Source organism: Pseudotabrizicola algicola (assembly GCF_010915705.1).
Classification (GTDB): domain Bacteria; phylum Pseudomonadota; class Alphaproteobacteria; order Rhodobacterales; family Rhodobacteraceae; genus Pseudotabrizicola; species Pseudotabrizicola algicola.
Window position 1 is genome coordinate 1 of the sequence record NZ_JAAIKE010000016.1, and the last position, 24,870, is coordinate 24,870.

Consider the following 24,870-nt stretch of genomic DNA (forward strand, 5'->3'; position numbering starts at 1 on the left):
CGACTTCAATCGCGAGGGCCTGGGGATCGAGGTCGATTTTTCGCTGCCCGCCGAACGGGTCGTCCGCTCCCTGAACCTGTCGTCGGGGAAACGGTCCACTGGACCGTTTCCTGATCCTCCTCCCGAATGGCGCGGGAAGCCCTTGGCGATCAGGGTCGACAACGGCCCCGAATATGTCAGTTCAACGCTGACGATCTGGGCTGAGAAGCAGGGCAACGCCCTGACCTACATCCAGAACGCCCTGACCTACATCCAGCCCGGCAAGCCGCAGCAGAACGCTTATGTCGAGCGCTACAACCGCGTTCGCCATTGGGCTCGAACCAATGGCGCCTTCAATGGCTCACTCCGGCACGAATGGCTGGACCTCTACATCTTTGAAACCATCGAGGAGGTGCAGCAGATCGCCACCGAATGGCTGTGGACGTACAACAACGAACGCCCCAACATGGGCATCGGCGGCGTCACACCCGCCATGAAGCTGAAAATGGCCGCGTGGGTTCTACGGTCGCGCCCCGTTAAAACGGGGAGGATTACCTCTCCTCGTTCATCCTGCCGAGAAAATTCTACTTCCGCATCCCCTTAACCATGGGGAGGATTACCCCTTTCGGCTGCGCAACTTGAGTCCTATGCTCTCACAAGCACACTAGATCCCCGCGTCAACTGGTGGGAAAACATGTATATCGGTCAACGTGAGCTCCACTTTCACCCATTGCGAAAGAACTCGCTCTTTTCAGCAATGATCTGTGAGGATTTGGCACGCAGTGACCCATGTCATGAGGTACTGAGAAGCATCGCGCCAAATCTGGTGTTTGTACTTCTCCTTGACGGCGCTCAGATCCCCGGACGATGGTCCGCCAGGTACGCGTCTTCGTTGAGTGACGACCCTGGTTCTTCGGTCCTGACGCTGACAGCTTTTGGAATGGTGGATCGATCAAACAAAACACGGATGCATCCCCATCAGGAAGCTGTAGCATTCTTCTCCAGTGCTTTTGGACAGACACCTATTCACTTGCCATACAAGGACGGCGCCCGAGGCGTCCTCATAAGCCTTGTTTCTCAGGCAGACCCTAGACAACAAACGATCGACGGAAGGGTCTCTGACACATCGCGCGCTTGGCGGTTGGCCAGCACCCAACCGGTAAAACCGCTAGCACCCGTGGAACGAAAGAAAGCGCCCTCGATTAAGCCGAGACCAAAGTTAGCCAACCGCAGACCTCACGACATAACAAAGCTAAGATGATTATCATGCTGAAAGTCGGGCAACCTCAGGCTTAGCAGTCTACGCAAACACGGAATTGCTTATCAAGAAGCTCGACCGCCCAATGCACGAAGACACGCTTGAATGCTGTCGTCTTGGTCAAGCCGATGGCTCCGTGATACCGGGCGTAGGGAAGCGTCTGCAGCGCCGCACGCTAGAGCGGCGAGTGCGCTAGGTTGGGATGGCCGTCTGGAAGGACGCGGCACTCGATCATGGCGCGATGCTGCCACGGCAGAATCCCCAACGCGATAATGAAAAAGCCCCCGCTTTTCAGGGGGGACTCGTCAAACGTTGAGGTGGCGTTGAGGTAAAACGCGAGTGTCTATACACAAGTGTTTTTGTCGGATTATAACCATTTGGAAAGGTTAGATTTTTTGGTTGCGGGGGCAGGATTTGAACCTGCGGCCTTCAGGTTATGAGTCGTGTCGAACGAACCATGAACAATCACTCGGAACCGCGAGTTCTTGCGCAGTTTCCGACACTTCGCGATCCCGGCAAAGCGGCCCGGCTTCGCACGATCTGTCGGAATTGCGCAGCGACTTTCGGCCTTGTGCTTCCACAATGCTTCCAAGGGGCCGAAACCTGATTTTCCGGTAGCACGACCATCAGGCCTTGGTCAGCGACCAGAAGCCGAACTTCCTGCCATGCTCCTCCTTGAGCCGGGCGACGTAGGCGTCGTGCGTCTCGAATGCACCGAAGTCGGGGATTTCCCGCGCGAGCCGGGCGCAGGAGACCAGGTGCTCGGCGGCGTAGCGGTACCGCTTCGCGCGCGACCTGGTGAGCGTGAAGTCGATCATCGCGCGGAGCACCAGCGTCGCGGCCAGCGGATGACGCTCTGACAGGGCCTCCGCCGCGGGGGCGAGATACTCGTAGTGATCCCCGTCGATCTCGTCGTGCCGGGCCACCAGGAGTTCGGCCGCGCGATCCAGAGCCGGCCAGTCGAGGAAAAACTGCAACGAGGCGAGAAGGCTTGGATACGCCATGGCATGCGCCATCGCCCGCTCCTCGGCTTCGATGTCGTCGAAGTCGGGTAGCCGCTTCAGATAGGCCCGCAGGTAGCTGTCCGAGAGCGTGCGCTCGAAACAGTCCCACCGAAACGCCTGCGCCTCCTCGCCACGACCCAGCGCCTCAAGCGTTTGCAGGCGAATATCCTGCCACGCCAGTGGAACCCGCATCCCGTCGCCGAGCTCCGCGCGCTCGAGGAACCCCAACGCCTCGCCTGCCCTGCCGACTGCCAGCAGACGCTGCGCAATCTCGGCCGCGATCTGCGGCACCTTGCGGGTCTTCGGATCATACTGAGCGATGAAGCCGTCGACGTCGCCCTGCGCATCCGCGATGTCCTTGAACGCCATGGCGACCGTGCTCGCGCGCTCACGCGCCCGCATCTCGTGCTCGTAGGTGGTGCCGCCCGGACCCCAGCCTACCGCCTTCCATTGATCCTTCGGCGGAACCGGCACAGGCGAGCGGCCGAGTTCTTCGGCCATCGATTTCAGGGCCGCCAGCCCCTCGTCGCCAAGCGCAGGCGCCATTATGGCGATCAAGCCGTCATACTGGCCATAGCCGTTGTCCTGCAGCGCATCGAGGACAGTGTCGGCGAGCGCCTGCGAATCCGGCCGGACCTTCCCCGCGAGATGGCCCAGATCGGCGCAGGCCTGGCGGAAGATGCCAATGACGGTGCCGCTGGAGTCGTCGCAACGCTCGAACACCGGCGTGGCCAGCGCCATGAACCGCCACATGAGCGCCAGCGCCTCGTCCGGATCGGCCGGCGCGATCTGCTCGACGATGGCGCGCCGCTGCGTTTCGAGATCCGTGACCAGCACCTTGCGGTTCTTCCAGGTAATGAAGCTGCGGGCACGGGCGATGCTGGTCAATCGCTTGGTGATCTCCCGCGCGGCCTCCCTCGGGCTCTGGGCCCCGGCCAGCGCAAGCCGCAGCTTGCGCTTGGCCGCCGCGTTCCCGGTGCTGACCTCGATCAGAAGTTCCGCAAGGCGCTCTGCGCCCAGCGCCTCGAGGTTCTTGGCATTGAGGGTGGTCTTGGAAGCCATCGGGATCGCCAGTTTCTTTTCCCCGAGCCTATCAGCCGTCCGCGGGGTCTGGAACCTGCGTTCTGATTCGCGCGGCCCGTCGATTCCCCGCTCCACCGCGCTGAAACGCCTTGCGTGGAAATGCGCGCCACTTCCTTTTTATTAGCTATTTCAATGTGTTAGTTGACTGTCGCTGGCACTTCAGCACTGTGGAATGGAGGAAGCACCACCGAAGGTCGCCATGCCCAAGCTCACCAAACGCATCGTCGACGCCGCCGAGGCTCAACCCGCCGAGTATTTCGTCTGGGACAGCGACATCCCTGGCTTCGGGCTGAGGGTGCTGCCGAGCGGGCGCAAGGGGTACGTTGTCCAGTACCGCGCCGGACGCCGGTCCCGGCGGATCAGCCTCGGGCCCAGCACGGTGCTCACCTGCGAGCAGGCACGCAACCGCGCCATCGCGATCGTTGCCGCCGCGCGCAATGGTGCGGACCCCGCTGCCGAGCGGGACGCGGGGCGCAAGGCGATCACGGTGAAGGAGCTGGCGGAGCGGTTCGACAAGGAACACATCGCGATCCGCGTGAAGGCGAGCACGGCCAAGGAGTATCGCCGGAACCTCGAACGCTTCATCCTGCCCGCGATCGGGCAACTCACGGTCACGGGCATCACCCGGGCAGACGTGGCGAAGTTCCATCACGACATGCGCCACATCCCCTATCAAGCCAACCGCTGCCTCGAGGTGGTCTCGAAGATGTTCAGCCTCGCCGAGATGTGGGGGCTGCGTCCGGACGGCACCAACCCGCGAAAGCACATCCGGAAGTACCCCGAGGAGAAGCGTGAGCGCTTCCTCAGTGCGGCAGAGCTGCGTCGGATCGGCGAGGTGCTGCGCGAGATGGAGGCAGAGGGGATCGAGCTGCCCTCCGCCATCCTCGCCGCCCGCCTTCTGATCCTGACCGGATGTCGGTTGAACGAGATCATGACGCTGAAATGGGCATACATCGACCTGGCCGAGCGCGTTCTGCGACTGCCGGACTCCAAATCTGGCGCCAAGGTCGTCCATCTAGGCCAGCCCGCCGTCGACCTGCTCCGTGACGCCCAGCGCCTTGATGGCAACCCGTGGGTCATCACCGGCACCCTGCCGGGCAAGCCGCTGAGCGATCTGCAGCCCTTCTGGCAGCGCGTCCGCGCCCGTGCCGGCGTCAAGGACGTCCGCATCCACGACCTGCGTCACACCTTCGCGTCCACGGCCGTCGCGTCGGGTCAGGGCCTGCCGATGATCGGCAAGCTTCTCGGCCACACGCAGGTTCAGACCACGGCGCGTTATGCCCATCTCGCCGCCGAGCCGGTGCGGATGGCGGCGGATGCGGTGGCTCAGAACCTCAGGCAATCCTTGGGATAATCGCACCGAACTAGCGGGCACCCGCTCGATTGAGCGCCACCGTTCAGCCAGACCTCGAGCACTGCGGAACCGGCACCTATATGCTTGAAATGCAGTAGGGCTGCCTACAGCGCATTTTTCTCGTTGACAGCACGCCTGCGCGCACCTACCTTCTGTAGAGAATCTTACAGAGGATTTTCGATGCGCCTCGCTGACGCCTGCACCATACACACTGGCTACACGGCTCGCGGCAGACTGGAGCCGGCGGCGGCCGGGGGCGTACTGGCAATTCAGTTGCGGGACATATCGCCCGAGGGCATCGTCGATCCCGAGCGGCTCACCCGCGTCCAGCTAGACGGCCTTGCCGAGCGGTACTTTGTCCGCACCGGCGACGTGGTGTTCCGCTCGCGCGGTGAACGAAACACAGCCTCCGCCCTGGACGAACGCCTGCAGGAACCCGCCCTTGCGGTGCTCCCGCTGATGGTGCTGCGCCCGAAGCGTGAGGTGGTGACGCCGGAGTATCTGGCGTGGGCCATAAACCAGCCTCCCGCCCAGCGCCATTTCGACAGCGCGGCACGCGGCACCAACATTCGAATGATCCCGCGATCCAGCCTCGACGATCTCGAACTCGATGTCCCGGACATAGAAACTCAAGGAAAGATCGTCGTGGTCGATGCGCTGGCCGAGCGGGAGCGGGAGCTCACCCAACTCGCCGCCGACACACGCAGAAAGATGATCAGCCTGCTCCTCGTCGAACGAACGAACAGCATGCGCCCCAAGACGAGGCAGGAAAGGACGTCCAAATGACCGACCAACTCACTCAGCAGCAGGTCAACCAGACGGCCTGGGCCGCATGCGACACCTTCCGGGGCGTCGTCGATGCCGGACAGTACAAGGACTACATCCTGGTGATGTTGTTCCTCAAATACATCTCTGACCACTGGAACGATCACCTCGAAACCTATCGCAAACAGTATGGCGGGGATGAAACCCGGATCCGCCGCAGGCTGGAGCGCGAGCGCTTCGTCCTTCCCGAAGGCGCCAGCTTCTACGACCTCTACGAGGCGCGGAACGAGCCCAACATCGGCGAACGGATCAACATCGCGCTTGAGCGGATCGAGGATGCCAACCGCGCCAAACTCGAAGGCGTGTTCAGGAACATCGACTTCAACTCCGAAGCCAACCTCGGGCGCGTCAAGGACCGCAACCGGCGCCTCAAGAACGTTCTGGAGGATTTTGCCAAGCCCGCGCTCGACCTGCGCCCCAGCCGCGTGACCGAGGACATCATCGGCGAGTGCTACATCTACCTGATCTCGCGCTTTGCCTCCGACGCGGGCAAGAAGGCTGGCGAGTTCTACACGCCCTCCGCTGTCTCCCGCCTGCTGGCGAAGCTGGCCGCGCCCAAGCCGGGCGACACGATCTGCGACCCTGCCTGCGGGTCCGGGTCGCTGCTGATCCGTGCAGCCGAGGAAGTCGGGTCCGAGAACTTCGCCCTCTACGGCCAGGAAGTGAACGGCGCGACATGGGCGCTGGCGCGGATGAACATGTTCCTTCACGCCAAAGACGCCGCGCGCATCGAGTGGTGCGACACGCTCAACAGCCCCGCACTGGTCGAGGGCGACCACCTGATGAAGTTCGACGTGGTCGTGGCCAACCCCCCTTTCAGCCTCGACAAGTGGGGCGCGGAGAACGCGGACACCGACCAGTTCAAGCGCTACTGGCGAGGCATCCCGCCGAAGTCCAAGGGCGACTACGGCTTCATCACCCACATGATCGAAATCGCCAAGCGCCAGAGCGGCCGGGTGGCCGTCATCGTTCCGCATGGCGTGCTGTTCAGGGGTGGGGCCGAGGGGCGTATCCGCCAGGCGCTAATCGAGGAGAACCTGCTCGACGCGGTGGTGGGCCTGCCCGCAAACCTCTTCACGACCACGGGCATTCCGGTGGCCATCCTGGTGTTCGACCGCTCCCGCGAACAGGGCGGCGCGAACGAGGACCGGCGCGATGTGCTGTTCATCGATGCGAGCAAGGAGTTCACGCCGGGCAAGACCCAGAACGTGATGGATGAGGCCCACATCGCCAGGGTGCTGGAAACCTATGCTTCGCGGGCGGAGACCCCGAAATACTCCCACCTCGCCAGCCCCGAGGAGCTCGCCGAGAACGACTTCAACCTCAACATCCCCCGCTACGTCGACACCTTCGAGGCAGAGGAGGAAATCGACGTCGCCGCCCTGCAGAAGCAGATCAACACCATCGAGGCCGAGCTGGCTGAGGTGCGCGGGAAGATGGCTGGCTACCTGAAGGAGCTAGGCGTCGATGTTTGAGGGTCATGCCCGCCGGTCGATCGGAGCCCTGTGCGACTTCTTCAATGGCAACGGGTTTCGCCCCCCTGACTGGCGTCCGTCAGGGTTGCCGATCATCCGGATCCAGAACCTGAACGGATCGCAGAACTTCAACTACTTCGATGGGGAGCCGAAGCCCAAATGGATTGTCGAGCCAGGTGATCTGCTCTTCGCCTGGGCAGGGGTCAAGGGCGTCTCCTTCGGCCCCACCATCTGGCCTGGACCTCGGGGAGTGCTGAACCAGCACATTTTTCGGATCGTGCCCAAGAAGGGCGTAGACAAATACTGGCTCTATCTGGCGTTGCAGGTCGCTACACGCCGGATCGAGTCCAATGCGCACGGGTTCAAATCATCCCTTGTGCATGTTCAGAAGGACGATATCACCAACCAGGTCGTCGACCTTCCCCCGCTCCCGGAACAGCGAAAGATCGCCGAAATCCTTCGGACATGGGAAGAGGCCATCGAGAAGCTGCAGGCGCTGCGGGCGGCGAACCTTAAACGTCGAATCTGGATGCGCACTCATCTGTTCACGGGGCGCACGAGGCTGCCTGGTTATTCAGGTGATTGGCGTGAGGTGACGCTTGGCGAGGTGTTGACCGAACACGGGCTGCGAGGCACTGGCGCGGAGGAGGTTTTTTCGGTCTCGGTCCACAAGGGCCTTGTCAATCAGATCGAGCACCTCGGCCGGTCCTTCGCTGCAGCCGAAACCAGCCATTACAACCGCGTCCTGCCTGGCGACATCGTTTACACCAAGAGCCCGACCGGAGACTTCCCGCTCGGCATCATCAAGCAGAGCAAGATCTCGGAACAGGTGATTGTCTCGCCTCTCTACGGTGTGTTCAGTCCCGCAACGCGCGCGCTCGGCGCTATCCTCGATGCCCTGTTCGAGTCCCCGCTTGCCGTGCGCAACTACCTGCACCCGCTGGTCCAAAAGGGCGCCAAGAACACCATTGCGATCACCAATCGCCGCTTCCTCGAAGGCAAGTTGCGCCTGCCAATGGATCATGCCGAGCAATCCGCCCTCGTCGAGATGGTGGAAGTATCGCAGGCCGAGTTCACCGCCATCGAGGCGAAAATCGAAGCCCTCTCCCGCCAGAAGCGCGGCCTAATGCAGAAGCTGCTGACGGGCGAATGGAGGGTCAGCCCATGAAGTTCATCTACATCGACGAAAGCGGTGGCCGTGATCAGGGCGATGCCTTCGTCATGGCGGGGCTGATGGTCGACGCCTACAAGCTGCGCAAGAAGACCGAAGATTTCGACCGGCGGCTGGAGGCCCTCTTCGCGCTCCATCCCGGCAATCGCGCGGACTTCAAGACCAGCCGGTTCATCAACGGCAAGGGTGGTTGGCGGGAGGTTGATGCGGCAGAGCGCAAGGCTTTCCTCAAGACGGTCTGCGAGTTGGCAGTCGAGAATGGCGGCAAGGTCTTCGGGTATGGTCTTTCCTATGCGGCCTTCGATGCGGCCGCCGCCGCAGGCCATGCCCAGCCCTTCGGTTCGAACTACTGGCTGGCGTCAGCCATGTATACGGCGTGCCTCGTTCAGAAGAGGATGCAAGGCGTCAAGAACAGCAAGGGCCTCACCGTCGTCATCATGGACGACAACAAGAGCGAGATGCCGAAGCTGTCGGACGGGCTGTATCAGGGCGATACCTGGTTCGATGGCCTCTATCAGGCGCAGGGGAAGAAGCGCGGGAAGACCGTCTGGCTGGAGCGCAGCAAAAAGGATCGGTTCGACCACATCATCAACACCGCCTTCGCGATCAAGTCCGACCATTCCTCGATGGTGCAGGTGGCTGACGCCATCTCCTACGTCTATCGGCGGCATCTGGAGCTGCAGACCGTCGCGGAAGCGTGGGCTGGCGAGAAGGCTTACTACGCCGAGCTTGTGGCCATTCTGGAACCCGCGCGCGAGACGCTCGGCCGCTGCCCGGACGCTCCCTGTGTGAAGTTCTACAAGGCGGCGAAGCATCCGGAGTGGAAGCCATGACCTTCGACGCCGCCGAAAAGCACCAGTCCCAGATCCCTGCCCTGCAGCTCCTGGTGGCGCTGGGGTTCACGCCGCTGTCCCAGGTCGAGGCTGTGCGCCAGCGTGGCGGCCGCCTGCGCAATGTGGTGCTCGACGACGTTCTTGCGGACCAGCTTCTGCGGATCAACAGCTTCACCCATCGCGGCCGGGAGTATCCCTTCGACCTCGAGGATGCGCACGAAGCCATCCGGCGGCTCAAGCCCACACCTGACCGGCAGAAGGGCCTGCGCGGGACCAACCAGGACATCTACGACACCCTCGTACTCGGGACGACCATCACCAAGACGATCCAGGGAGACTCGAAGTCCTATTCGTTCCGCTACGTCGATTGGGCGCGGCCTGCCAACAACGTCTATCACGTCACGGCCGAAGTCTCGGTCGAACGGACGGCCAGCACCCAGACCAAGCGATGCGACATCGTCGCCTACGTGAACGGCATCCCGTTCCTCGTGATCGAGAACAAGCGGCCGACCGAGAGCCTGAAGAAGGCCCGCAGCCAGTTGATCGGCTATCAGAACGAAGACAACATCCCGCAGCTGTTCCACTTCGCGCAAATTCTCATGGTGATGAACCGTGTCGAGGCGCGCTACGCCACCGTGGGCACGCCGCCGCAGTTCTGGCAGACGTGGCGGGACGAGGAAGACAGGGACGAGATCATCGATCCGCTTGCCAATCGGCCGCTCACCGAGGCGGAGGCCGACGCGGTCTTCTCTGGCGACTTCGCCTTCGCTCGCGCCCATTTCGAAGCCCTAGCCGCCGAAGGTGCGCGCGCGATCACGGCGCAGGACCGCGCAATCCATGCGATGTGTCGGCCGGAACGTTTGCTGGACCTGATCCGTCGTTTCACGGTTTTCGATGGCGGCGCACGCAAGGTCGCGCGCCACCAGCAGTTCTTCGGGATCCGCAAGGCTGTCGAACGCGTCCGCCAGTTCAATCTAGACGGCCGCCGCAAGGGTGGCGTGATCTGGCACACTCAAGGGTCGGGCAAGTCGCTGACCATGGTGATGCTGGGGCGCTCTCTCGCGCTCGACAAGGCCGTCCCCAATCCGCGCATTCTGATCGTCACCGACCGCGACGATCTCGACAAGCAGATCAAGGACACGTTCAAGTCCTGCGAACTGGAACCCGTGAGGGCATCCAGCGGCGCCCATCTGATCGAGCTGATCCGAAACCGGACACCGCTTGTGACGACTATCATCAACAAGTTCGATACGGCCGCCAAAGCTGCAGAAGATGTCGACGAGGATGCCAACGTGTTCGTCCTGGTCGACGAAAGCCATCGCTCGCAAACCGGCCGCTATGGCGGCCACAGCCAGTTCGCCACGCGAATGCGCAGGCTGCTACCGAAGGCCTGCTATCTCGGCTTCACCGGAACGCCGCTCCTGAAGAAGGAGAAGAATACGCTCTCGACCTTCGGCGGCCTGATCCACAAATACGCGATCGACGAGGCTGTCGCCGACGGGGCCGTTGTGCCGCTCCTCTATGAGGGACGGCTTGTCGAGCAGCAGGTCAATGGCGGCGTGATCGACAAGTGGTTCGACAAGATCAGCGAGGGCTTGACCCCGAGCCAGAAGGCCGACCTGAAGCGCAAGTTTTCCCGTATGGACGCGCTCTCAAAGACGGGCCAGGCGATCCGGGCGAAAGCTTTCGATATCTCGGAGCACTTCCGCCAGCACTGGCAAGGCACGGGATTCAAGGCGCAGCTTGTGGCGCCGTCCAAGGCAGCGGCCGTCCGCTTCAAGGAGGTGCTCGACGAGATCGGGCACGTCACCAGCGAAATCGTCATCTCGCCGCCCGATGACAACGAGGGCAACGAGGAGGTCGACAAGGAATCGAAGGACCTAGTGCGCGGGTTCTGGGCGCGGATGATGGCCCGGTACAAGACCGAGGACGAATACACCCGCCAGATCATCGATGCATTCAAGGGCTCGGGCGATCCGGAGATCCTCATCGTCGTGTCAAAGTTGCTGACCGGGTTCGATGCCCCGCGCAATACCGTGCTCTATGTGTGCAAGTCGCTGCGCGAACATAACCTGCTTCAGGCGATCGCCCGCGTGAACCGGCTCTACGAGGACGGCGCGACCGAGAAACAGTTCGGCTTCATCATCGACTACGAGGGGCTGCTCGGAGAACTCGACACGGCGCTGACGACCTACAGCGCCTTCGAGGGCTTCGACGCCGCCGATCTCGCCGGCACGGTCCACGATGTCCGCGAGGAGATCCGGAAGCTGCCCCAGCTGCACGATCAGCTCTGGGATCTGTTCAAGCCGATCAAGAACAAGAAGGACATGGAGCAATTCGAACAGTTCCTGGCCGATGAGGCGATCCGGCAGGAGTTCTATGAACGACTGAAGGCGTTCAGCCGCTGCCTCCACATCTCGCTGTCGTCGGACAAGTTCTTCGACGTCTTCGACGAGGCGAAGATCGACGCCATGAAGAAGGACTGGAAGCAGTTCTCCGAGCTGCGGCGCTCGGTCCAGCTTCGCTACCAGGAGACCGTCGACGTCAAGGAGTTCGAGCCGAAGATCCAGAAGCTGCTGGACGACCATGTGGTTGCCATGCCGGCCGAGACGATCATCGAGATGGTCAACATCAACGACCCGGACGCGCTGAAAGCGGTCGTGGAGGAGACTGGCGTCTCCGAAGCCTCGAGGGCGGACCGGATCGCCAGTGCGACGCGCCGGACCATCACGGAAAAGATGGAGGAGGATCCGACCTTCTACCGCAGTTTCTCGGAACTGCTGGAGGAAACCATCCGCGACTATCGGGCCAAACGGATTTCCGAGCGCGATTACCTCAAGAACGTAGTCGATCTGGCCAGCAAGGTCGCGCGCAAGGACCGGGGGCGCGAGGTGCCGGATGCGATCAAGGGCAACGACGATGGGCAGGCGTTCTTCGGGGTCCTTGAAGGCGTGCTCGCGACCGACGACGGTAAACCGATCGCGGCAGATGAGGTTGCCGCCATTGCGCTCACGATCATCGACATCATCAAGTCCCATCACATCGTCGACGTCTGGTCCAACGACATCGCTCAGAACAAGATGCGCAACGCCATCGACGATTACTTCTTTGATGTCCTTCGCGATGAGCGCGGCATCGAGCTGACGGTCGAGGTGATGGACGATCTTGAACTCAAGATCATGGACCTGGCCCGGGCGCGGTTTCCTGGATGAAGATGGAACGACACAGCGTCCGACATGGTGAACACCGGATCGATTTCTCCATCGTGCGCCGTGACCGGACGACTCTGGAAATCGCCGTAGAGCCCGATGCTTCGGTTGTGGTCGCTGCTCCACAGGATGCTCAGCTGGCGGCTATCGAGGAGAAAGTGCGCAAGCGCGCCGCATGGATCCGGCGCCAGCAGCGGTATTTCGTCCAGTTCCTGCCGCGCACCCCGGATCGCCAGTATGTCGCGGGCGAAACCCATCTGTACCTCGGACGCCAGTATCGACTGAAAGTAGTGCCCCACGTTCAGACAACGGTAAAGCTCGTGCGCGGCTTTATCGTGGTCCAAACGCATAGGCCCGAGCGGGCCGAGATGACACGCGAGCTTGTCGAGGCCTGGTATCGAAAGCGCGCTCATGTAAAATTCGTCGAGCGACTTGAAGTGAATCTACTACGCTTCCCAGTGCCCAACGACTTTCGACCCAAGGGCTTGATCGTCCGTCAACTGCGACAACGTTGGGGCTCAATGTCGTCGGCATCTCGCCTCCTGCTTAATCGCCGGCTAATCGAGGCACCGATTGACGCGATTGACTACGTCATCACGCACGAACTCTGCCACATCGCGGTGCCGCACCACGGTCCCGAGTTCTTCGAGCTTTTGGAGCGCGTGCTGCCTGACTGGGAAAAGCGCAAGCACCGCCTCGAACAAAAGATGGCGTAGTGATCTCACCAACGCGCCTTCGCCCACCCGACAGCGCTAGGCGTATTTGACGAACAGTTCTTCCTCTAGGCCAAGCTCCGAAAGCGCCAGCTTCAGCCGGTCGAACTTTCCCTTATTGTCGATGTTTCCCTCGATGAAATATCCGTCCGCAACCTGAATGGCCTGCCGGAGAAAACCGGGGTCCGAGCTCAGCTGGACGCGCTCACCCAGCCTCGTGCCATGGAACGCCTCGGGCTGGAGTACAAGGAGCTGCTCGAACACCTCGGCATACAGCCTTGCAACCTGGGTCACCTCCAAGCGGCTGCCGAAGAACACGGCGTACTCAAGGCGCTTGTGGCGCGGCTCCTCGGCGTCGAAGATGTTCACTTCGTCGGTGTCGGCATCGGCAGCAACGCCAACGCTAGGTGCTGGCCAGACCTCCAGAAAGCGCTGCGCGATACGGTCCGCTCGCGCCTCGACCTGCTCCACTCCCCACCGTTCAAGTCCCTGCAGGTCGCGGTTCAGCCACAAGCGACTGAACCGATACCCCTGCTCGCCCCCGTTCTCGTTCATGTCCCGATTGTCAAGGAAGGTCTTGTTCCCGAGACGCCCATTGTTTCCGGACAACGTGAGGTTCCCCACCGTGTTCAGGTACTTCTCGCCCAGCAGGGCATACTCATCCGAGGCAAGCGCACTGCGCCAGCCTGGCTCCGGATTCTGCGGGAAGATGTGCTCGACCGTGATGCCCGGCATCGTGACGTCCACAGGCTCGCGGTTGTTGTGGTTCTCGAGCCGGTCGAAGAAATAGGTCCGGGTGCGGCTCTTGGTGCTGTACATGTCCTTGTCCTTGAGCATTGCAAGGACTTCGGCATCGCGCGGGAAGCGTTGGGTGCCGCTACGCTGCATCAGGGAGCGCTCGATCGACGCAAGATAGTCCCCGTGCTCGACACGGTCGTAGAGGCTCATGAAGATCTTGTTCAGCGCGTTCGTCGGCAGGCTCAGAATGAACCGGCGCCAGACGTAGCTCTGCACCAGTCGGAGGACCGAGGCGAACTCGTCGCGCGAGATGGCCCCGGCCACAAAGTCTCGGTAGACGGGCATCAGGAACGGATACGCGACGTTGATTTCCAGCGTCCGGATATAGTTCAGCTCACGGCTGATCACCGTGTCTTTCTCGAGCTGCGGGTTCAGGAGCCGCGCATAGACGTTGGAGAGCTCGCGCAGTTCCTCCAGCGCCTCCATCAGTTCCGGTGAGTTCGGGAGCGGATAGCGCTCCTTGAACTTCTCGTAGACCGCGCCCTTGTTCGGGATGTCTTTCTGCTTCAACGTCAGAAAGTCGCGGATGAAATCCGAAACTCGGCTGTCGTTGACGTCCAGGTTTCGCGCGTTGGCCTCGATCGGCTCCCAGAATTTCCGAAAGACCCGTTCCTGCTCCTTCCGCGGCAGCCCCATCAAGATGTAGTTACGAATCAAATCGGCCTGGGAAAGTTCCAGACCTGTCGAGTTCAGGCTCTCGAAGATGCGCTGGGGGTTGTCCTTTCCACGCTCCAGCGCGATGTCGACGAAGATCAGCTTCGTAAGCCCCTTTTGCACGATGTCGAAATTGGCTTCGTCGATGCGGCTCTCGAAGAAGCGGAAATTCTCGACCAGCCGTGAGTATCCACTGACCTTCACGGCCTCTTTAGGGTCCATGATCTGTGCGAGCGCAACCTTGTTGTTGTCGGTTGGCTTCAACTTCAGCTTCTCGGCATCCTCGGCGAACTCGTTGATCAGGAACGTCTTGTAGATACGCTGGGCTTGCTGCTCCCGTCCGGCGGCGATGGCATGTCGATACAGGGCGATGAAGATCAGGGTCAGCGTGGTAAGCCGCTGCTGCCCGTCGATGATCGTCAGCTCCCGAAGACCGGAGACTGTGTAGACATCGTCATGCACGTACACGATGCTGCCGATGAAGTGACCGGAAAGGCTGTCGTCCGCGCCTACGCTGAGGATGTCATTGAACAGCTGCTGACACTGAACCCGCGTCCAATCGTAGTTGCGCTGGTAGACAGGGATGGCGAATGCCGTCTCGCTGCTGGCCAGAAAGCGGTCGACGCGGGTCTCGGCAGCCTTCATGCAAGTTCTCCGAATTGCTCGTGATTATCCGTAACTACGTCAGACGCCCGGTCATGTCATCAGACTTGACCTTCTGCGCGCATTGACTGCGGCGCCGGTGCATGCCGCCAAATCGTATGGTGGGGCACCCGCCACCCTCACATCGCTTGATCGGCTGTCGCTACTGGACCTCGAACCAGCGAATGGCAGTCTGCAGGAGATGGTCGTAATCGCTCGCCGTGGCCTCAGCCATGAATGTCGTGATTTCTTCCTCCGAGAGTCCGGCTTCGCGCGCGGCTTGGCAGCAGCGACCAAGAACCACGAAGGCGTTACCGTCGTGGCCGGTGAGCATGACAATGATGTCTGGGTGCTTCGGGGTCATTTCTCACAGCTCCTCGGCGTGTTCAACGCGACATCAGGCGTGGCCTGCGGGCGTAGTCCAGTTGTTCGTCAGTGGGTTGCGGAGAGTAAGCGCGTTGACCCACTGATCGACGCGGGCGTCTCGACAGCCCCGGCTGGCCGCTCAATAGTCGGTCTCCACGTAGACGCCGCTGCAGTCATAGGCGACGGCGGCGGCGGTGCTGCCGGTGTTCATGTAGTTGCGGGGGCTCAGAAGCTGGGTGGCGGCGGGGAGGTTCGCGGTGATCTCGACCTCGGCGATGGCGCCGGAGACTTCCTCGACGACCCGGACCCAGACGGAAGTCGCGTTGGGGGCGGCGTAGAGGAAGAGCGTCAGGACGTTTGTGGGCGCATCGACGGGGAAGCTGGCGCCGAGATTGATCAGCGTGGGCGCGCCGGATCCGGAGTTGTGGACGATCTGCCAGTTGGCATGTGTGCCGCGCTGGAAGCCGATGCCGATGGCGTTGACGACGGCAGAGAGCGCGAGCGTCGTGGCCAGCGCGGCGGTGGACCCCATCAGCCCGAAGAACCCCATGCCGGTGGGCTGCAGCGTGGTGAGCGAGAGCCGGTTCACATAGGTGAAGCCGCCCAAGCCTTCGGCATTGCCGCGCCAGCAGACCCAGCCGGCGGAGCGTTCCTCGGCCGCGGCATCTACCGTGGCGGCGCTGGTCATCCGCCAGCGGCGCATGGAGGTCGAGAGGTTGGTGGTGGCGAGGCCGGGCGTGGAGGCGGTGCCGACGCCCGTCCGCGGCATGCCGATCGCGTTGATTGTGGTGCCGGAGGACGGGGCCCAGTAGGCGATCCGGTTCACCCCGAAATGCGGCTGCAGCGGGAAGAGCCGCCCCGAGGGGCGCATGACCTCAAGCCAGGCTGACCCCGCCCGGTCACGGGCATAGAGATGGATGCGGCCTGCAGGCGGCGGATCGGGCGGCGTCGCGCGTCCGGGCAGGACCATGGGCTCGGGGAGTTCCACCCGGCCGCTGGCGCGGTCGATGCGGATCGCGTCGTAGTAGGCCGATCCGTCCGGGCTGACCTTGAAGCTGAAGTCGTCGTTGCCCAGAAGCCCGATCAGGGCGCGCGCCGAGAAGCCGGTCTTGAAGGCGAAGGCGGCATCGTCGCCGGGGGCGTTCTTGTTGAAGGTCGCCTCGATGCCGTTGCCAGCGTGGTTGAACAGCATCGCGGGCGTGTTGATCGAGAAGCGGTTGAAGGCGTCGGCCGTGGCCCAGCCGAGGCCCAGCGTTTGCGCGGTCAGGTTCGCCTGGGGCATGCCGACCTGCGAGACGCTGTTGGCGAAGGTGACCGTGGGCGTGTTGATCACGGTAGTGCCGCCCGCGCCTGCGGTGGCCGAGCCGATGTTGACGACCGTGTTCGACCCGGACGCGCCGCCAGTGCCGATGTTCACGGTCTTGGTGGTGCCGTTGGTGGTGGCGCCGGTGCCGACGCCATAGGTGGCGGTGCCGGTCGATGTGCCGAGGGTCGCCGTTCCCCCTGAGGCGGTCAGCGTGCCGGAGAAGGTCTTATTGCCGCTGAATGTCTGGGTGCCCGCGAGGATCGCCAACTCGCTCGAGGTGTTGGGCAGCGTGTAGGTTCGGGTCTGGCCGGTGGAGATCGAGGCCAGCGAGAACACGGCCTTCCTGGTCGGATCGGCGTCGTTGACGAGACTGAAGACGCTGTCGGGCACATCGCGCGGCTCGCCCACGCTGGCCCAGCTGGAGCCGGACCAGACGAGGAAGGCAGCCTCATCCGCGACCCAGACCAGCCAGCCGGGGCGCGGAACGAGCCGGATCCACGCGCCGTCGACCCGGAAGGCCACGTTCAGATCCCAGCCCGCCCAGAGCCCGGTCGCGCCCGAAGCCACGAGATGGCGGTCGCCATCGGCTGGGCTCGCGGGCGGCGCGGTGCGGGTGCGGTCGAGGACGGCCAGCTGCACCATGGCGTCGAGCAGCCGCAGCGCCTCATTGTGGGTGACATGCTTCTGCGCCTGCGCGGCCATGAGATACGGCAGGCCGAGATGGGTGGTGGTGTCGGACATCGGGTTTCCTGTGGGAGCGGATCAGAACTGCAGCGTGACGCTGGCTGGAGCGCCGCGCCCGAGGCGGGCGGATAGTTGGAAGATGCGGAGGGCGAGCGTGTCACCGGGCGCGAGCGGCGCGCCCCAGTCGATCGTCTGCTGGGCGGCTGTGTAGAGAACGGAGGTCGTGCCGCTGCTCAGAACGCGCTTCACGGATGCACCGTCGTGGATCTCGATCTCATAACCCTCAAGTTCCTCGCCCACCGGCACCTCGACCTGTTCCCAGGCATCGGCTTCGAGCGCGCGGGAGCGCCGGGTCCAGCGGATGGTGAGATCGCCGGGCGCGCGCGCTTGCCGCCAGGGCTGCGCGACATGGACCGGCGCGAAGGGGCGCAGTCCGGTGCCCGCGGGCGTAAAGGGCTGCGCCACATAGGTCTCGTCCGAGGGCGGCCGCGTTGCCGGGCCCACGCGCCAGTTCCACGGCAGGCCGATGTCACCGAGCGCGATGGGCAGAAGGGCGAGCGTGCTGTCGAGGACAACAACGCGCGCCCCGGCGGGAGCCGGATTGCCCATCGCGCCTTCGGTGCCGCGCTGACCACGCAGGAGGCGGGTCAGCCGGTAGCGACCCGGCGCGATCAGCTCGGCCGCGCCTGCTTGGACGATCTCCCAGACCCCGGGCGCACTCTCGACAGCCAGCGCATTGGCCCCGCCGAACAGGGCCAGATCGGTGACGCTTTCGAGCGAGCCGGTGAAAAGGTCGAGCGTCAGGGCATTGCCGAGATCGAAGCGCGAGACCGGGCCAAGCCAGAAGTCGAAGACCAGCACCCCCATCCGCGCCCGGGCGGGCACGGTGGTCAGCAGTTCGAACCCGTCGCTGCCGGGGCTGCGGAAGACCGCCAGCTCCCCCGGCCAGGGGCGCGCATGGGCGGCGAGGAAGGGCCTGTGCGCGGGCTGGTCCTCGGTCAGCTGCGGCAGGTCGAGGAAGGCGACGTCCGGCGCGGCCAGCACCAGCGGGCGCGCGAGCGTGGCGGGGCGCAGATCGCCGGGCGGCAGGTCGTAGGCGGCACGGTCCTGGCGGATCGCCTCGATGCCCCGCGCCTCGGCATCGGCAGTGGAGAGCAGGCGGAAATCGAGACTGCGCCCGTCGTGGACAAGCCGGATCACGTCGGCCGGGTCCAGTGCCAGGCGTGAGGGTGGCAGGCGGAAGCTTGCGGTCTCGCGGCCGATCCAGGCCTCCATCAGCGCGCGCCGGCAGCGGCGCTCGGCCTCCTCGGGCGCCACCGCCATGGGGAAGGCTTCCGAGGCGATGCGGCTCGCGGAGACGGTGATCCGCTGCGCCTCGACCTGTGCGGCATCGTAATCCTCGTCGGCCCGTGCCAGCTGCCACTTCAGCGCCTGGGGCAGTTCGGTCTCCTGCGCGCGGGTCAGTTCCAACCCCTCGGCGCGCGGATCGGGGGTGGCGACCAGGTCGTCGGCGCCCAGTTCCGCAACAGCCGCGCGGCCGCGCATGCCGAAGCGGATCACCCCGCCGCTCTCCACCGCATCGAAGCCGAAGTGCCGCGCCAGCGTGGTGATCGAGGCGCGGGGACTTTCCAGCGCGCCGATGACATAGCCCTCGACCGCGCCCCAGAGGCCGGAGACGTCGATGCGTTGGGCGGGCAACCCGGCGCGCAGGCAGAGGTGGCGAACCAGCGCGGCGAGCGACACCGCCCCCAGCCGCCCGGTCAGCCAATGACCGAGCCGCCAGTTCGGGCCATCGGTCCAGACGCCGGTCAGCGCGGGGAAGAAGGGATAGGGCCGCGCGTCCCAGGTCCAGGCGGCGCATTCGGGCACATGCACCATCGGGCCGCCGTAGATGGAGGACAGCGGGTTGTTCGCGGCCTCGCCCCACCAGAGATAAGTCGCCTCGAGATAGGCCCGCTGGATCGCGTCGTCGCGCCAGCCGCGCGAGAAGTGCGGCGTGAAGCTCTCGGACGACTTCGGGTCGAAGAAGACGTTCGGCTGGTTGGTGCCCCGGTCGATGGCAGGGCAGCCGAGTTCCGTGAACCAGACGGGCTTCGACTGCGGCACCCATGCGGTGGGCGTCGCGCTCTCGATCCCACCCGGGCGGTTTAAATGCGGCTCGGACCACCAGGCGCGCAGATCCTTGTAGCGGAAGACCCACGGCTTGCCGACGGCGCCATCGGTGATGAGCGTGCGCAGCTGCGCCGAGCGATCGGCCTCCGAGGCATAGAACCAGTCGAAGCCCTCGCCGCCCGCGATATTGGCCTGCAGGTAGCCCCGGTCATGGATCGCGGGCCAGCCTGCGAGGGCATCGGCATGGTCGAAGCCATCCCGCCAGTCCGAGAGCGGCATGTAGTTGTCGATGCCGATGAAGTCGGTGTTGGCGTCGGCCCAGAGCGGGTCGAGATGGAACAACACGTCGCCACTTCCATCGCCCGGTTGATGCCCGAAATATTCCGACCAGTCGGCGGCGTAGCTGATCTTCGTGCCAGCCCCGAGGATCTGCCGCACGGCGGCGGCGAGATCGCGGAAGGCCTGCACGGCTGGATAGGCGGACGCGCCCGAGCGGATCGTGGTCAGCCCGCGCATCTCCGAGCCGATCAGGAAGGCGTCGACGCCCCCGGCCGCTTTGCAGAGATGGGCGTAGTGCAGGATCATGCGGCGCAGGCCCCAGTCTCCGGCCGGGCCGGTCCAGCCGACGGTCTCACCCGAGACGACGAAGTTCGCGGGGGTTGCGCTGCCGAAGAAGCTCGCGACCTGCGTTGTCGCCGTGCCGGTCTTGTCCACGCTGCCCGTGAACCCGGCCGCGGGAGAGCAGGTGATCCGCCCGCGCCAGGGAAACACCGGCTGGCCGGTCTCGGCGGCGTTGTCGCTGTAGGGGTTGGGCAGCGTATTGCCGGGCGGGACATCCATCAGGATGAAGGGATAGAAGGTCACGCGCAGGCCGCGCGCCTTCATCTCCTGGATCGCCTGCACCACGGCAAAGTCTGAGGGTGTGCCGCCGTAGACCGGGCGGTCCTCGCTGTCGCGGCTGACCAGACGGGCGGCAGAGCGGCCGACGCCGTTCACCGACCAGACCCGCGGGGTCGTGGCTTTCGCCGCCACCTCGACGCCCGGCCTGATCTGGCAGTTGCCCGCGCGCAGGTCGGTGCCGAACCAGGCAACGACGAGGCTGACGCTCTCCACCGCAGGCGCCATGGCCTGCAGCCGGTCGAGGGCGACGACGATGTCCGTCGTGTCGGGCAGCGCGTTCAGGTTCTCGGCGGTGGTGGTGCCGCCGCTGGTGCCGCCGAAGGCACCGCCCGTGGTCTTGCGGATCGCCTGTGTCGCATAGGTGAACTCGCCCGAGGCCGGGATCATGGTCACTGCGCGCGTCAGCCCCTCGGCCGTGTCGGGATCGGCCAGCGGGCGGAACACCTCGAAGGAGAGCTGCGGGATCCGGTTCCCGAACTCCGCCAGCGGCAGTTCCTCGAAGACGACATAAGCCGTGCCGCGATAGGCGGGCGTATTGGCCGCGCCCATCTTCGCCGTGATGAACGGGTCCGGCGCCTGCGCCTCGTCGCCCGGATACCAGCGCATCGTGATGCCGCTAAGATCGAGCGGCTTGCCGTCGGCCCAGATGCGCCCGATCCCCGTGATCGGGCCTTCGCACAGGGCAACGGCGAAGCTGGCGTAGTAGAGATACTCGGTCGTGCGGACCTTCCCGCCGCCACCACCCTTGCCGCCGCCGCGCTGGGTCGTGGTCTTCGTCTCCTCGCGGAAATCCGTGGCCCAGACGATGTTGCCGCCGATGCGCATGCGGCCGTAGAGGCGCGGGATCACGGCGCCCTCGGTCGAGGAGGTGATGCGCAGGCTTTCCAGCCGCGCGCCCTCGATGCGCTGGGTGGGGGCGAGGGAGGAGATGATCCAGCTGTCGATGACCGAACCCACGGTCGAGCCGATCAGCCCGCCGATGGCGGCACCGGAGAGGCCGAGGATCGCGCCGCCGAAGCCCATGCCGATGCTGGAGCCGACGACGCCGAGAACGAGGGTGGCCATGGCTGCGATCAGTCTCCGGCGGGGAACAGGAAGGCGAAGGCGATGCGCCGGCGCCAGGATGGAGTGAGCGGTTCTTCGATCACCCCGAGCCGCTCATAGGCATGCAGGAAGGTTCCGGGCCCGGTCAGGATGCCGACATGCTTGGCGATGGCGCGGCTATCCATGCGGAACAAGACCAGCGCGCCGGGCCCGGCCTCTGCGGGCGGCATTTCGATCATCACGGCGCGCGCGCCCTCGGCCAGAACCTCACGCGGCCCGATCTCGCCCCAGTCCCGGCTGTAGGGCGGGATCGGAAAGGGCTCCGGCCCGACCACCTCGCGCCAGACGCCACGCGCAAGCCCGAGACAGTCGCAGCCGACGCCCTTGAGGCTCGCCTGGTCGTGGTAGGGCGTGCCCAGCCAGGCGCAGGCGATGGTGATGACAAGCGCCGGATCGGCGGCGGCGCGCGGCGCTGTCACAGCACCGCCCCGTCATGCCCGCCGTCGCGCGAGGCGTAGCGCAGGATCGTGTCCTGCCCCGGAATGTGCGGGAAGCCCCGGAAATTGGTGACATTGCCGAACTTCGCGCTGCAGGTGGCGACGCGCTTGTCGCAGCCCGCCCGCGCGATGAAGCTGTCGCCCTCACCGATAGGGCGCACCGGTGCTTCCAGCAGCGTCAGGACGGCCAGCCCATCGACCAGATCATGCGCAAGCACCTCGGCCCGCCGTCCCGCATTGGCGCCGGAGGTCCATTCAACCGTGCCATGCGCGAACCAGCCCGCCGCGAAGGCGCCGAACCCCGAGGCCGTGAACGCCCGGTCGCGCAGTAGGTCCGTGACCGCGCCCGTGCCCCGGAACGCCGCCGCCTCGAGGTTCACGCCGCAGCGGCCATCGCCCAGCGCGGCGTCGCAGCCCGCCTGAAACGTCCGCCCGACCGTCTGACCCAGCACATGCGAAAGGCTCCGGACCTCAGCCACGAAGGCCACCCGGCCGCGCCGGACCTGGCCGATGGCGCCCCGGCGCAGCAGCACGCGCTGGCCGGGATCGGCCCAGTTCACCCGCCAGAGCTCGACCTCGGCATTGTCCCAGCGACCGTCGAGAATGTCGGTCTCGGTGATGCGGTCCGACGACAGAACCCCTTCGGCATCCTGCGCATCGACCGAGAGATCGGAGCCCGCCCGCACCTCGGAGGCGGTGAACCCGCTCTCGGGCTCGAAGTCGGTCCCCTCGAAGGTCAGCGTCCGGTCGTGGTCTGTGAAGCCGAAGGCCACGCCATCGGCGCGTGTGATCCGCCAGCACCAGGCCAGCGTCGTGGTCCCATCGTCGAGATGCGCCTGCAGGGCGGGAGGAAGGGTCTTCATGGCCCATCCTCCCGCGACGCTGCCACGCAAAGCGCGACGACGGTGACGCCGATGACCCCGCCGAGGGTCATGCCGATAAGGAACTCAATCACGACCGTGGAACCCACGCTCGAGCCGGTCGCGCAGACCGATCAGGCCAAGGCCGAGCGCGATCAGCGCCGCAGGAGAGGCGTCGCCGGAGCCCGAGAGCAGCGTGACCAGCCGGGCGAGCTCGGCGGGCGGGCCGCTCGCGGGCAGCGCCAGATTGGCGGTGCCGGTGGCAACGGCCATGAGGCCGGCCCACCAGGTCAGGGATCGGGGACGGATGTAGTGCATGGGTCAGACCCTCCGGGTGAGGTTGGCGAAGACAGCGGCCAGCCGGGCAAGCCAGCTGGCCGGGGGTTCGGGATGTCGCGGCATGACGGGTGCCAGTGGCGCGGGCTGCGGGCGCATGAAGGCCAGCGCTTCGGTCTCGGTCAGCCGCCGGATGGGCCGCGAGAAGTCGACCCGACCGTTGCGGTCGACCGACCAGACGGGGATCGACCCGCCCGGATAGCGGCCGTGGCGGAAGAGATCGCGCTCGGACTCGCGGCGGGGGATGATCGAGGCGGGCCTGCGCCAGTTGAGGAAAGCCTCGGCCGCCGCCGCACGGTCGCCCGCGTTGAGGTGCCGGGTCAGCGCGGCCTTGGCGATGCCGCCGGTGTTGTAGTGGAAGCTCACCAGCGCGTCGAACTCGTGCGGGGCGAGCGGGACTTTCACGGCGCGGCGCACCTCGGCCTCGTAGGCGGCGAGGTCCGACCGGAACAGCCCGAAGGCCTCGCGGATCCCGGCTTGCGTGTCGGCGGGCATGCCGCGGGGCATGCTTGCGGGGTCCGGCGGCCCGGCCTCGGCGGTGTGACCGATGCCGAAGGTCCAGACGTTTTTCACGTCGAGATAGGGTCCGGGCACAATGCCCTCGTGGCGGATCAGCGCCAGCTGGCCGCGATCCGTGGTCCTGGTCGTCGTCTGCATGGGGTCACCTCAGGAGCGAGAGGAGGAGGATCAGCCCCGCGACGACGAGGCCGACGCGGAGGCGATGGGCGAACTGGCGCCCGGGGCTGGGGCTGTCGCAGCGGATCAGGCGCGCGAGACGCAGGAGCTCAGGCATCGTCCTTGCCCCCCTTGCCCCGCAGGCGGGCGAGCGCGACCTCGATGAAGGCCGGGCCGAAGACGCCGACGAGATAGGCGGCGGAGCCTGCCGCCCCGCCCGCCGCCACCGTCTCGGGCGGCAGGTCGAGCCAGCGGGCGACGATGGCCATGGAGAGACTGCCCATCCCGGCCGCAATGATCCCGCCGAGGAGGATGTGCCGGATCGCGTCACGCAGGCGCATGCGGGTGGTCAGTGCGTTGGTCGCGCCGCCAAGCGCGCCCCAGGCGGCGAGGATGACCGCGGCGGACGTCAGGACATCGCGCAGCACCCCGAGAATGAAGCTGCCGCTGTCGTTCATCGGCGGATCTCCAGGAGCGGGATGGAGGCGATCGAGCCGAGGCGCTCGAGGTCGAGCGTCACGTCGAGCGTGTCGGTGTCGAAGCGGACGGGGGTGTCGAACTCGAAGCCCGCGGTGACGGGGACGCCCGCGCCGGGGGCCGAGCCGAAGGTGACGAGGCCGGTCATGGTGTCGACCGACCAGCCCGAGAGCTGCTCGGTCCCGCCGAGTGCCACGCGGACGGTGCTCGCGACGGGCTTGGCGATGGCGCGCGTCCAGGACTGCGGGCCGGAGGCGTAGCGCTTCGCCAGCGGGAATGTCGTGCGGACGCCATTGCCAGTGCCGAGCGGCTGATCCAGCGGCGAGGCCGTGCCCGAGGGCAGGCAGGACTTGTGGTCGCCCCAGTCCTTGAAGCGGAAGCCGTGGAGCCTGCCATTGCGCGCCTCGAAGAACGCGACCACTGCTGCGAGATCGTCGGCGCGGCGGATGCCATAGGCGACGTCGTAGCGGCGACGCGAGTTCGCCCAGCTGGCGTTACGCTCCTCGTCGCCCGAGGCCAGCTCGACCACCTGCGTGCGCCGCTCGGGCCCGCCGCGCGCGCCACGGCTGATCGCGTCCGGAAACCGGACTTCGTGAAACGCCATGCTAGGGATCC

At 65.0% G+C, this 24,870-nt stretch carries 19 protein-coding genes and 1 pseudogene; 8 read left to right on the top strand and 12 right to left on the bottom strand.

Annotated elements, in window-relative coordinates; all coding sequences use genetic code 11:
- Nucleotides 1-493, top strand: a pseudogene (locus G3572_RS21025) (integrase core domain-containing protein); the annotation flags it as partial.
- 778 nt (nt 494-1,271) lie between these two features.
- Here the strand turns inward: G3572_RS21025 and G3572_RS22435 are convergent.
- Nucleotides 1,272-1,403, bottom strand: a complete 132-nt coding sequence (locus G3572_RS22435; RefSeq protein ID WP_494338100.1) for a hypothetical protein — start codon at nt 1,401-1,403, stop codon at nt 1,272-1,274.
- Between the two features lie 460 nt (nt 1,404-1,863).
- Entirely contained in the window at nt 1,864-3,303 is a 1,440-nt protein-coding gene (locus tag G3572_RS21030; RefSeq protein WP_164615560.1) for a DUF6880 family protein, read from the bottom strand.
- A 220-nt stretch (nt 3,304-3,523) separates the two neighbouring features.
- On the opposite strand from G3572_RS21030, the gene G3572_RS21035 reads away from it, so the two are divergent.
- The 7 genes from G3572_RS21035 (at nt 3,524) to G3572_RS21065 (ending at nt 12,907) form a co-directional block, all read left to right on the top strand.
- Entirely contained in the window at nt 3,524-4,678 is a 1,155-nt protein-coding gene (locus G3572_RS21035; protein ID WP_164615562.1) for a tyrosine-type recombinase/integrase, read from the top strand.
- 180 nt (nt 4,679-4,858) lie between these two features.
- Nucleotides 4,859-5,464 carry a restriction endonuclease subunit S domain-containing protein gene (locus G3572_RS21040; protein WP_164615564.1) on the top strand — a complete coding sequence of 202 codons (606 nt, stop codon included), beginning with the start codon at nt 4,859-4,861 and terminating at the stop codon, nt 5,462-5,464.
- Nucleotides 5,461-6,978 carry a type I restriction-modification system subunit M gene (locus G3572_RS21045; RefSeq protein WP_164615566.1) on the top strand — a complete coding sequence of 506 codons (1,518 nt, stop codon included), beginning with the start codon at nt 5,461-5,463 and terminating at the stop codon, nt 6,976-6,978. Before G3572_RS21040 ends, G3572_RS21045 begins: the two co-directional genes overlap by 4 nt.
- Nucleotides 6,971-8,146, top strand: coding sequence for a restriction endonuclease subunit S (locus G3572_RS21050; RefSeq protein WP_164615567.1), 1,176 nt, complete (start codon nt 6,971-6,973; stop codon nt 8,144-8,146). Before G3572_RS21045 ends, G3572_RS21050 begins: the two co-directional genes overlap by 8 nt.
- Nucleotides 8,143-8,982 carry a DUF3800 domain-containing protein gene (locus tag G3572_RS21055; RefSeq protein WP_164615569.1) on the top strand — a complete coding sequence of 280 codons (840 nt, stop codon included), beginning with the start codon at nt 8,143-8,145 and terminating at the stop codon, nt 8,980-8,982. The genes G3572_RS21050 and G3572_RS21055 overlap by 4 nt, the downstream gene beginning before the upstream one ends.
- On the top strand, nt 8,979-12,194 hold the full coding sequence (locus G3572_RS21060) for a type I restriction endonuclease subunit R (RefSeq protein ID WP_164615571.1): 3,216 nt from the start codon (nt 8,979-8,981) through the stop codon (nt 12,192-12,194). Before G3572_RS21055 ends, G3572_RS21060 begins: the two co-directional genes overlap by 4 nt.
- Nucleotides 12,191-12,907: a M48 family metallopeptidase gene (locus G3572_RS21065; RefSeq protein ID WP_164615573.1), complete on the top strand. Its 717-nt coding sequence runs from the start codon at nt 12,191-12,193 to the stop codon at nt 12,905-12,907. Before G3572_RS21060 ends, G3572_RS21065 begins: the two co-directional genes overlap by 4 nt.
- Nucleotides 12,908-12,943: 36 nt before the next feature.
- Here the strand turns inward: G3572_RS21065 and G3572_RS21070 are convergent, their stop codons facing one another.
- The 10 genes from G3572_RS21070 to G3572_RS21115 all read right to left on the bottom strand — a co-directional run bounded on the left by G3572_RS21070 (nt 12,944) and on the right by G3572_RS21115 (nt 24,859).
- Entirely contained in the window at nt 12,944-15,001 is a 2,058-nt protein-coding gene (locus G3572_RS21070) for a DUF262 domain-containing protein (protein ID WP_164615575.1), read from the bottom strand.
- Nucleotides 15,002-15,161: 160 nt separating this feature from the next.
- Complete coding sequence (locus G3572_RS21075) at nt 15,162-15,362, bottom strand: hypothetical protein (RefSeq protein ID WP_164615577.1); 201 nt, start codon at nt 15,360-15,362, stop codon at nt 15,162-15,164.
- Between the two features lie 141 nt (nt 15,363-15,503).
- Complete coding sequence (locus G3572_RS21080; RefSeq protein WP_164615579.1) at nt 15,504-17,411, bottom strand: DUF2793 domain-containing protein; 1,908 nt, start codon at nt 17,409-17,411, stop codon at nt 15,504-15,506.
- Nucleotides 17,412-17,432: 21 nt separating this feature from the next.
- Complete coding sequence (locus tag G3572_RS21085; protein WP_164615581.1) at nt 17,433-21,431, bottom strand: baseplate multidomain protein megatron; 3,999 nt, start codon at nt 21,429-21,431, stop codon at nt 17,433-17,435.
- 8 nt (nt 21,432-21,439) lie between these two features.
- Nucleotides 21,440-21,889, bottom strand: a complete 450-nt coding sequence (locus tag G3572_RS21090; protein WP_354004083.1) for an NlpC/P60 family protein — start codon at nt 21,887-21,889, stop codon at nt 21,440-21,442.
- Entirely contained in the window at nt 21,886-22,770 is an 885-nt protein-coding gene (locus G3572_RS21095) for a phage/gene transfer agent baseplate hub protein (protein ID WP_164615583.1), read from the bottom strand. The genes G3572_RS21090 and G3572_RS21095 overlap by 4 nt, the downstream gene beginning before the upstream one ends.
- A gap of 84 nt (nt 22,771-22,854) precedes the next feature.
- Nucleotides 22,855-23,085 (bottom strand): hypothetical protein, encoded by a 231-nt coding sequence (locus tag G3572_RS21100; protein WP_164615585.1) that lies wholly within the window; start codon nt 23,083-23,085, stop codon nt 22,855-22,857.
- 3 nt (nt 23,086-23,088) lie between these two features.
- On the bottom strand, nt 23,089-23,760 hold the full coding sequence (locus G3572_RS21105; protein WP_164615588.1) for a lysozyme: 672 nt from the start codon (nt 23,758-23,760) through the stop codon (nt 23,089-23,091).
- Nucleotides 23,761-23,888: 128 nt separating this feature from the next.
- Nucleotides 23,889-24,236, bottom strand: a complete 348-nt coding sequence (locus G3572_RS21110; protein ID WP_164615590.1) for a hypothetical protein — start codon at nt 24,234-24,236, stop codon at nt 23,889-23,891.
- Nucleotides 24,233-24,859, bottom strand: coding sequence for a DUF2460 domain-containing protein (locus tag G3572_RS21115; protein WP_164615591.1), 627 nt, complete (start codon nt 24,857-24,859; stop codon nt 24,233-24,235). Before G3572_RS21115 ends, G3572_RS21110 begins: the two co-directional genes overlap by 4 nt.
- Nucleotides 24,860-24,870: the final 11 nt, after the last annotated feature.

Bases quoted from the DNA above. Each gene is read 5' to 3' on its own strand.
- G3572_RS21035 (WP_164615562.1), top strand. From the start codon at position 3,524: ATGCCCAAGCTCACCAAACGCATCGTCGACGCCGCCGAGGCTCAACCC.
- G3572_RS21095 (WP_164615583.1), bottom strand. From the start codon at position 22,770: ATGAAGACCCTTCCTCCCGCCCTGCAGGCGCATCTCGACGATGGGACC.
- G3572_RS21060 (WP_164615571.1), top strand. From the start codon at position 8,979: ATGACCTTCGACGCCGCCGAAAAGCACCAGTCCCAGATCCCTGCCCTG.
- G3572_RS21080 (WP_164615579.1), bottom strand. From the start codon at position 17,411: ATGTCCGACACCACCACCCATCTCGGCCTGCCGTATCTCATGGCCGCG.
- G3572_RS21040 (WP_164615564.1), top strand. From the start codon at position 4,859: ATGCGCCTCGCTGACGCCTGCACCATACACACTGGCTACACGGCTCGC.
- G3572_RS21055 (WP_164615569.1), top strand. From the start codon at position 8,143: ATGAAGTTCATCTACATCGACGAAAGCGGTGGCCGTGATCAGGGCGAT.
- G3572_RS21100 (WP_164615585.1), bottom strand. From the start codon at position 23,085: ATGCACTACATCCGTCCCCGATCCCTGACCTGGTGGGCCGGCCTCATG.
- G3572_RS21105 (WP_164615588.1), bottom strand. From the start codon at position 23,760: ATGCAGACGACGACCAGGACCACGGATCGCGGCCAGCTGGCGCTGATC.
- G3572_RS21085 (WP_164615581.1), bottom strand. From the start codon at position 21,431: ATGGCCACCCTCGTTCTCGGCGTCGTCGGCTCCAGCATCGGCATGGGC.
- G3572_RS21065 (WP_164615573.1), top strand. From the start codon at position 12,191: ATGAAGATGGAACGACACAGCGTCCGACATGGTGAACACCGGATCGAT.
- G3572_RS21115 (WP_164615591.1), bottom strand. From the start codon at position 24,859: ATGGCGTTTCACGAAGTCCGGTTTCCGGACGCGATCAGCCGTGGCGCG.
- G3572_RS21075 (WP_164615577.1), bottom strand. From the start codon at position 15,362: ATGACCCCGAAGCACCCAGACATCATTGTCATGCTCACCGGCCACGAC.
- G3572_RS21110 (WP_164615590.1), bottom strand. From the start codon at position 24,236: ATGAACGACAGCGGCAGCTTCATTCTCGGGGTGCTGCGCGATGTCCTG.
- G3572_RS21030 (WP_164615560.1), bottom strand. From the start codon at position 3,303: ATGGCTTCCAAGACCACCCTCAATGCCAAGAACCTCGAGGCGCTGGGC.
- G3572_RS21045 (WP_164615566.1), top strand. From the start codon at position 5,461: ATGACCGACCAACTCACTCAGCAGCAGGTCAACCAGACGGCCTGGGCC.
- G3572_RS21050 (WP_164615567.1), top strand. From the start codon at position 6,971: ATGTTTGAGGGTCATGCCCGCCGGTCGATCGGAGCCCTGTGCGACTTC.
- G3572_RS21070 (WP_164615575.1), bottom strand. From the start codon at position 15,001: ATGAAGGCTGCCGAGACCCGCGTCGACCGCTTTCTGGCCAGCAGCGAG.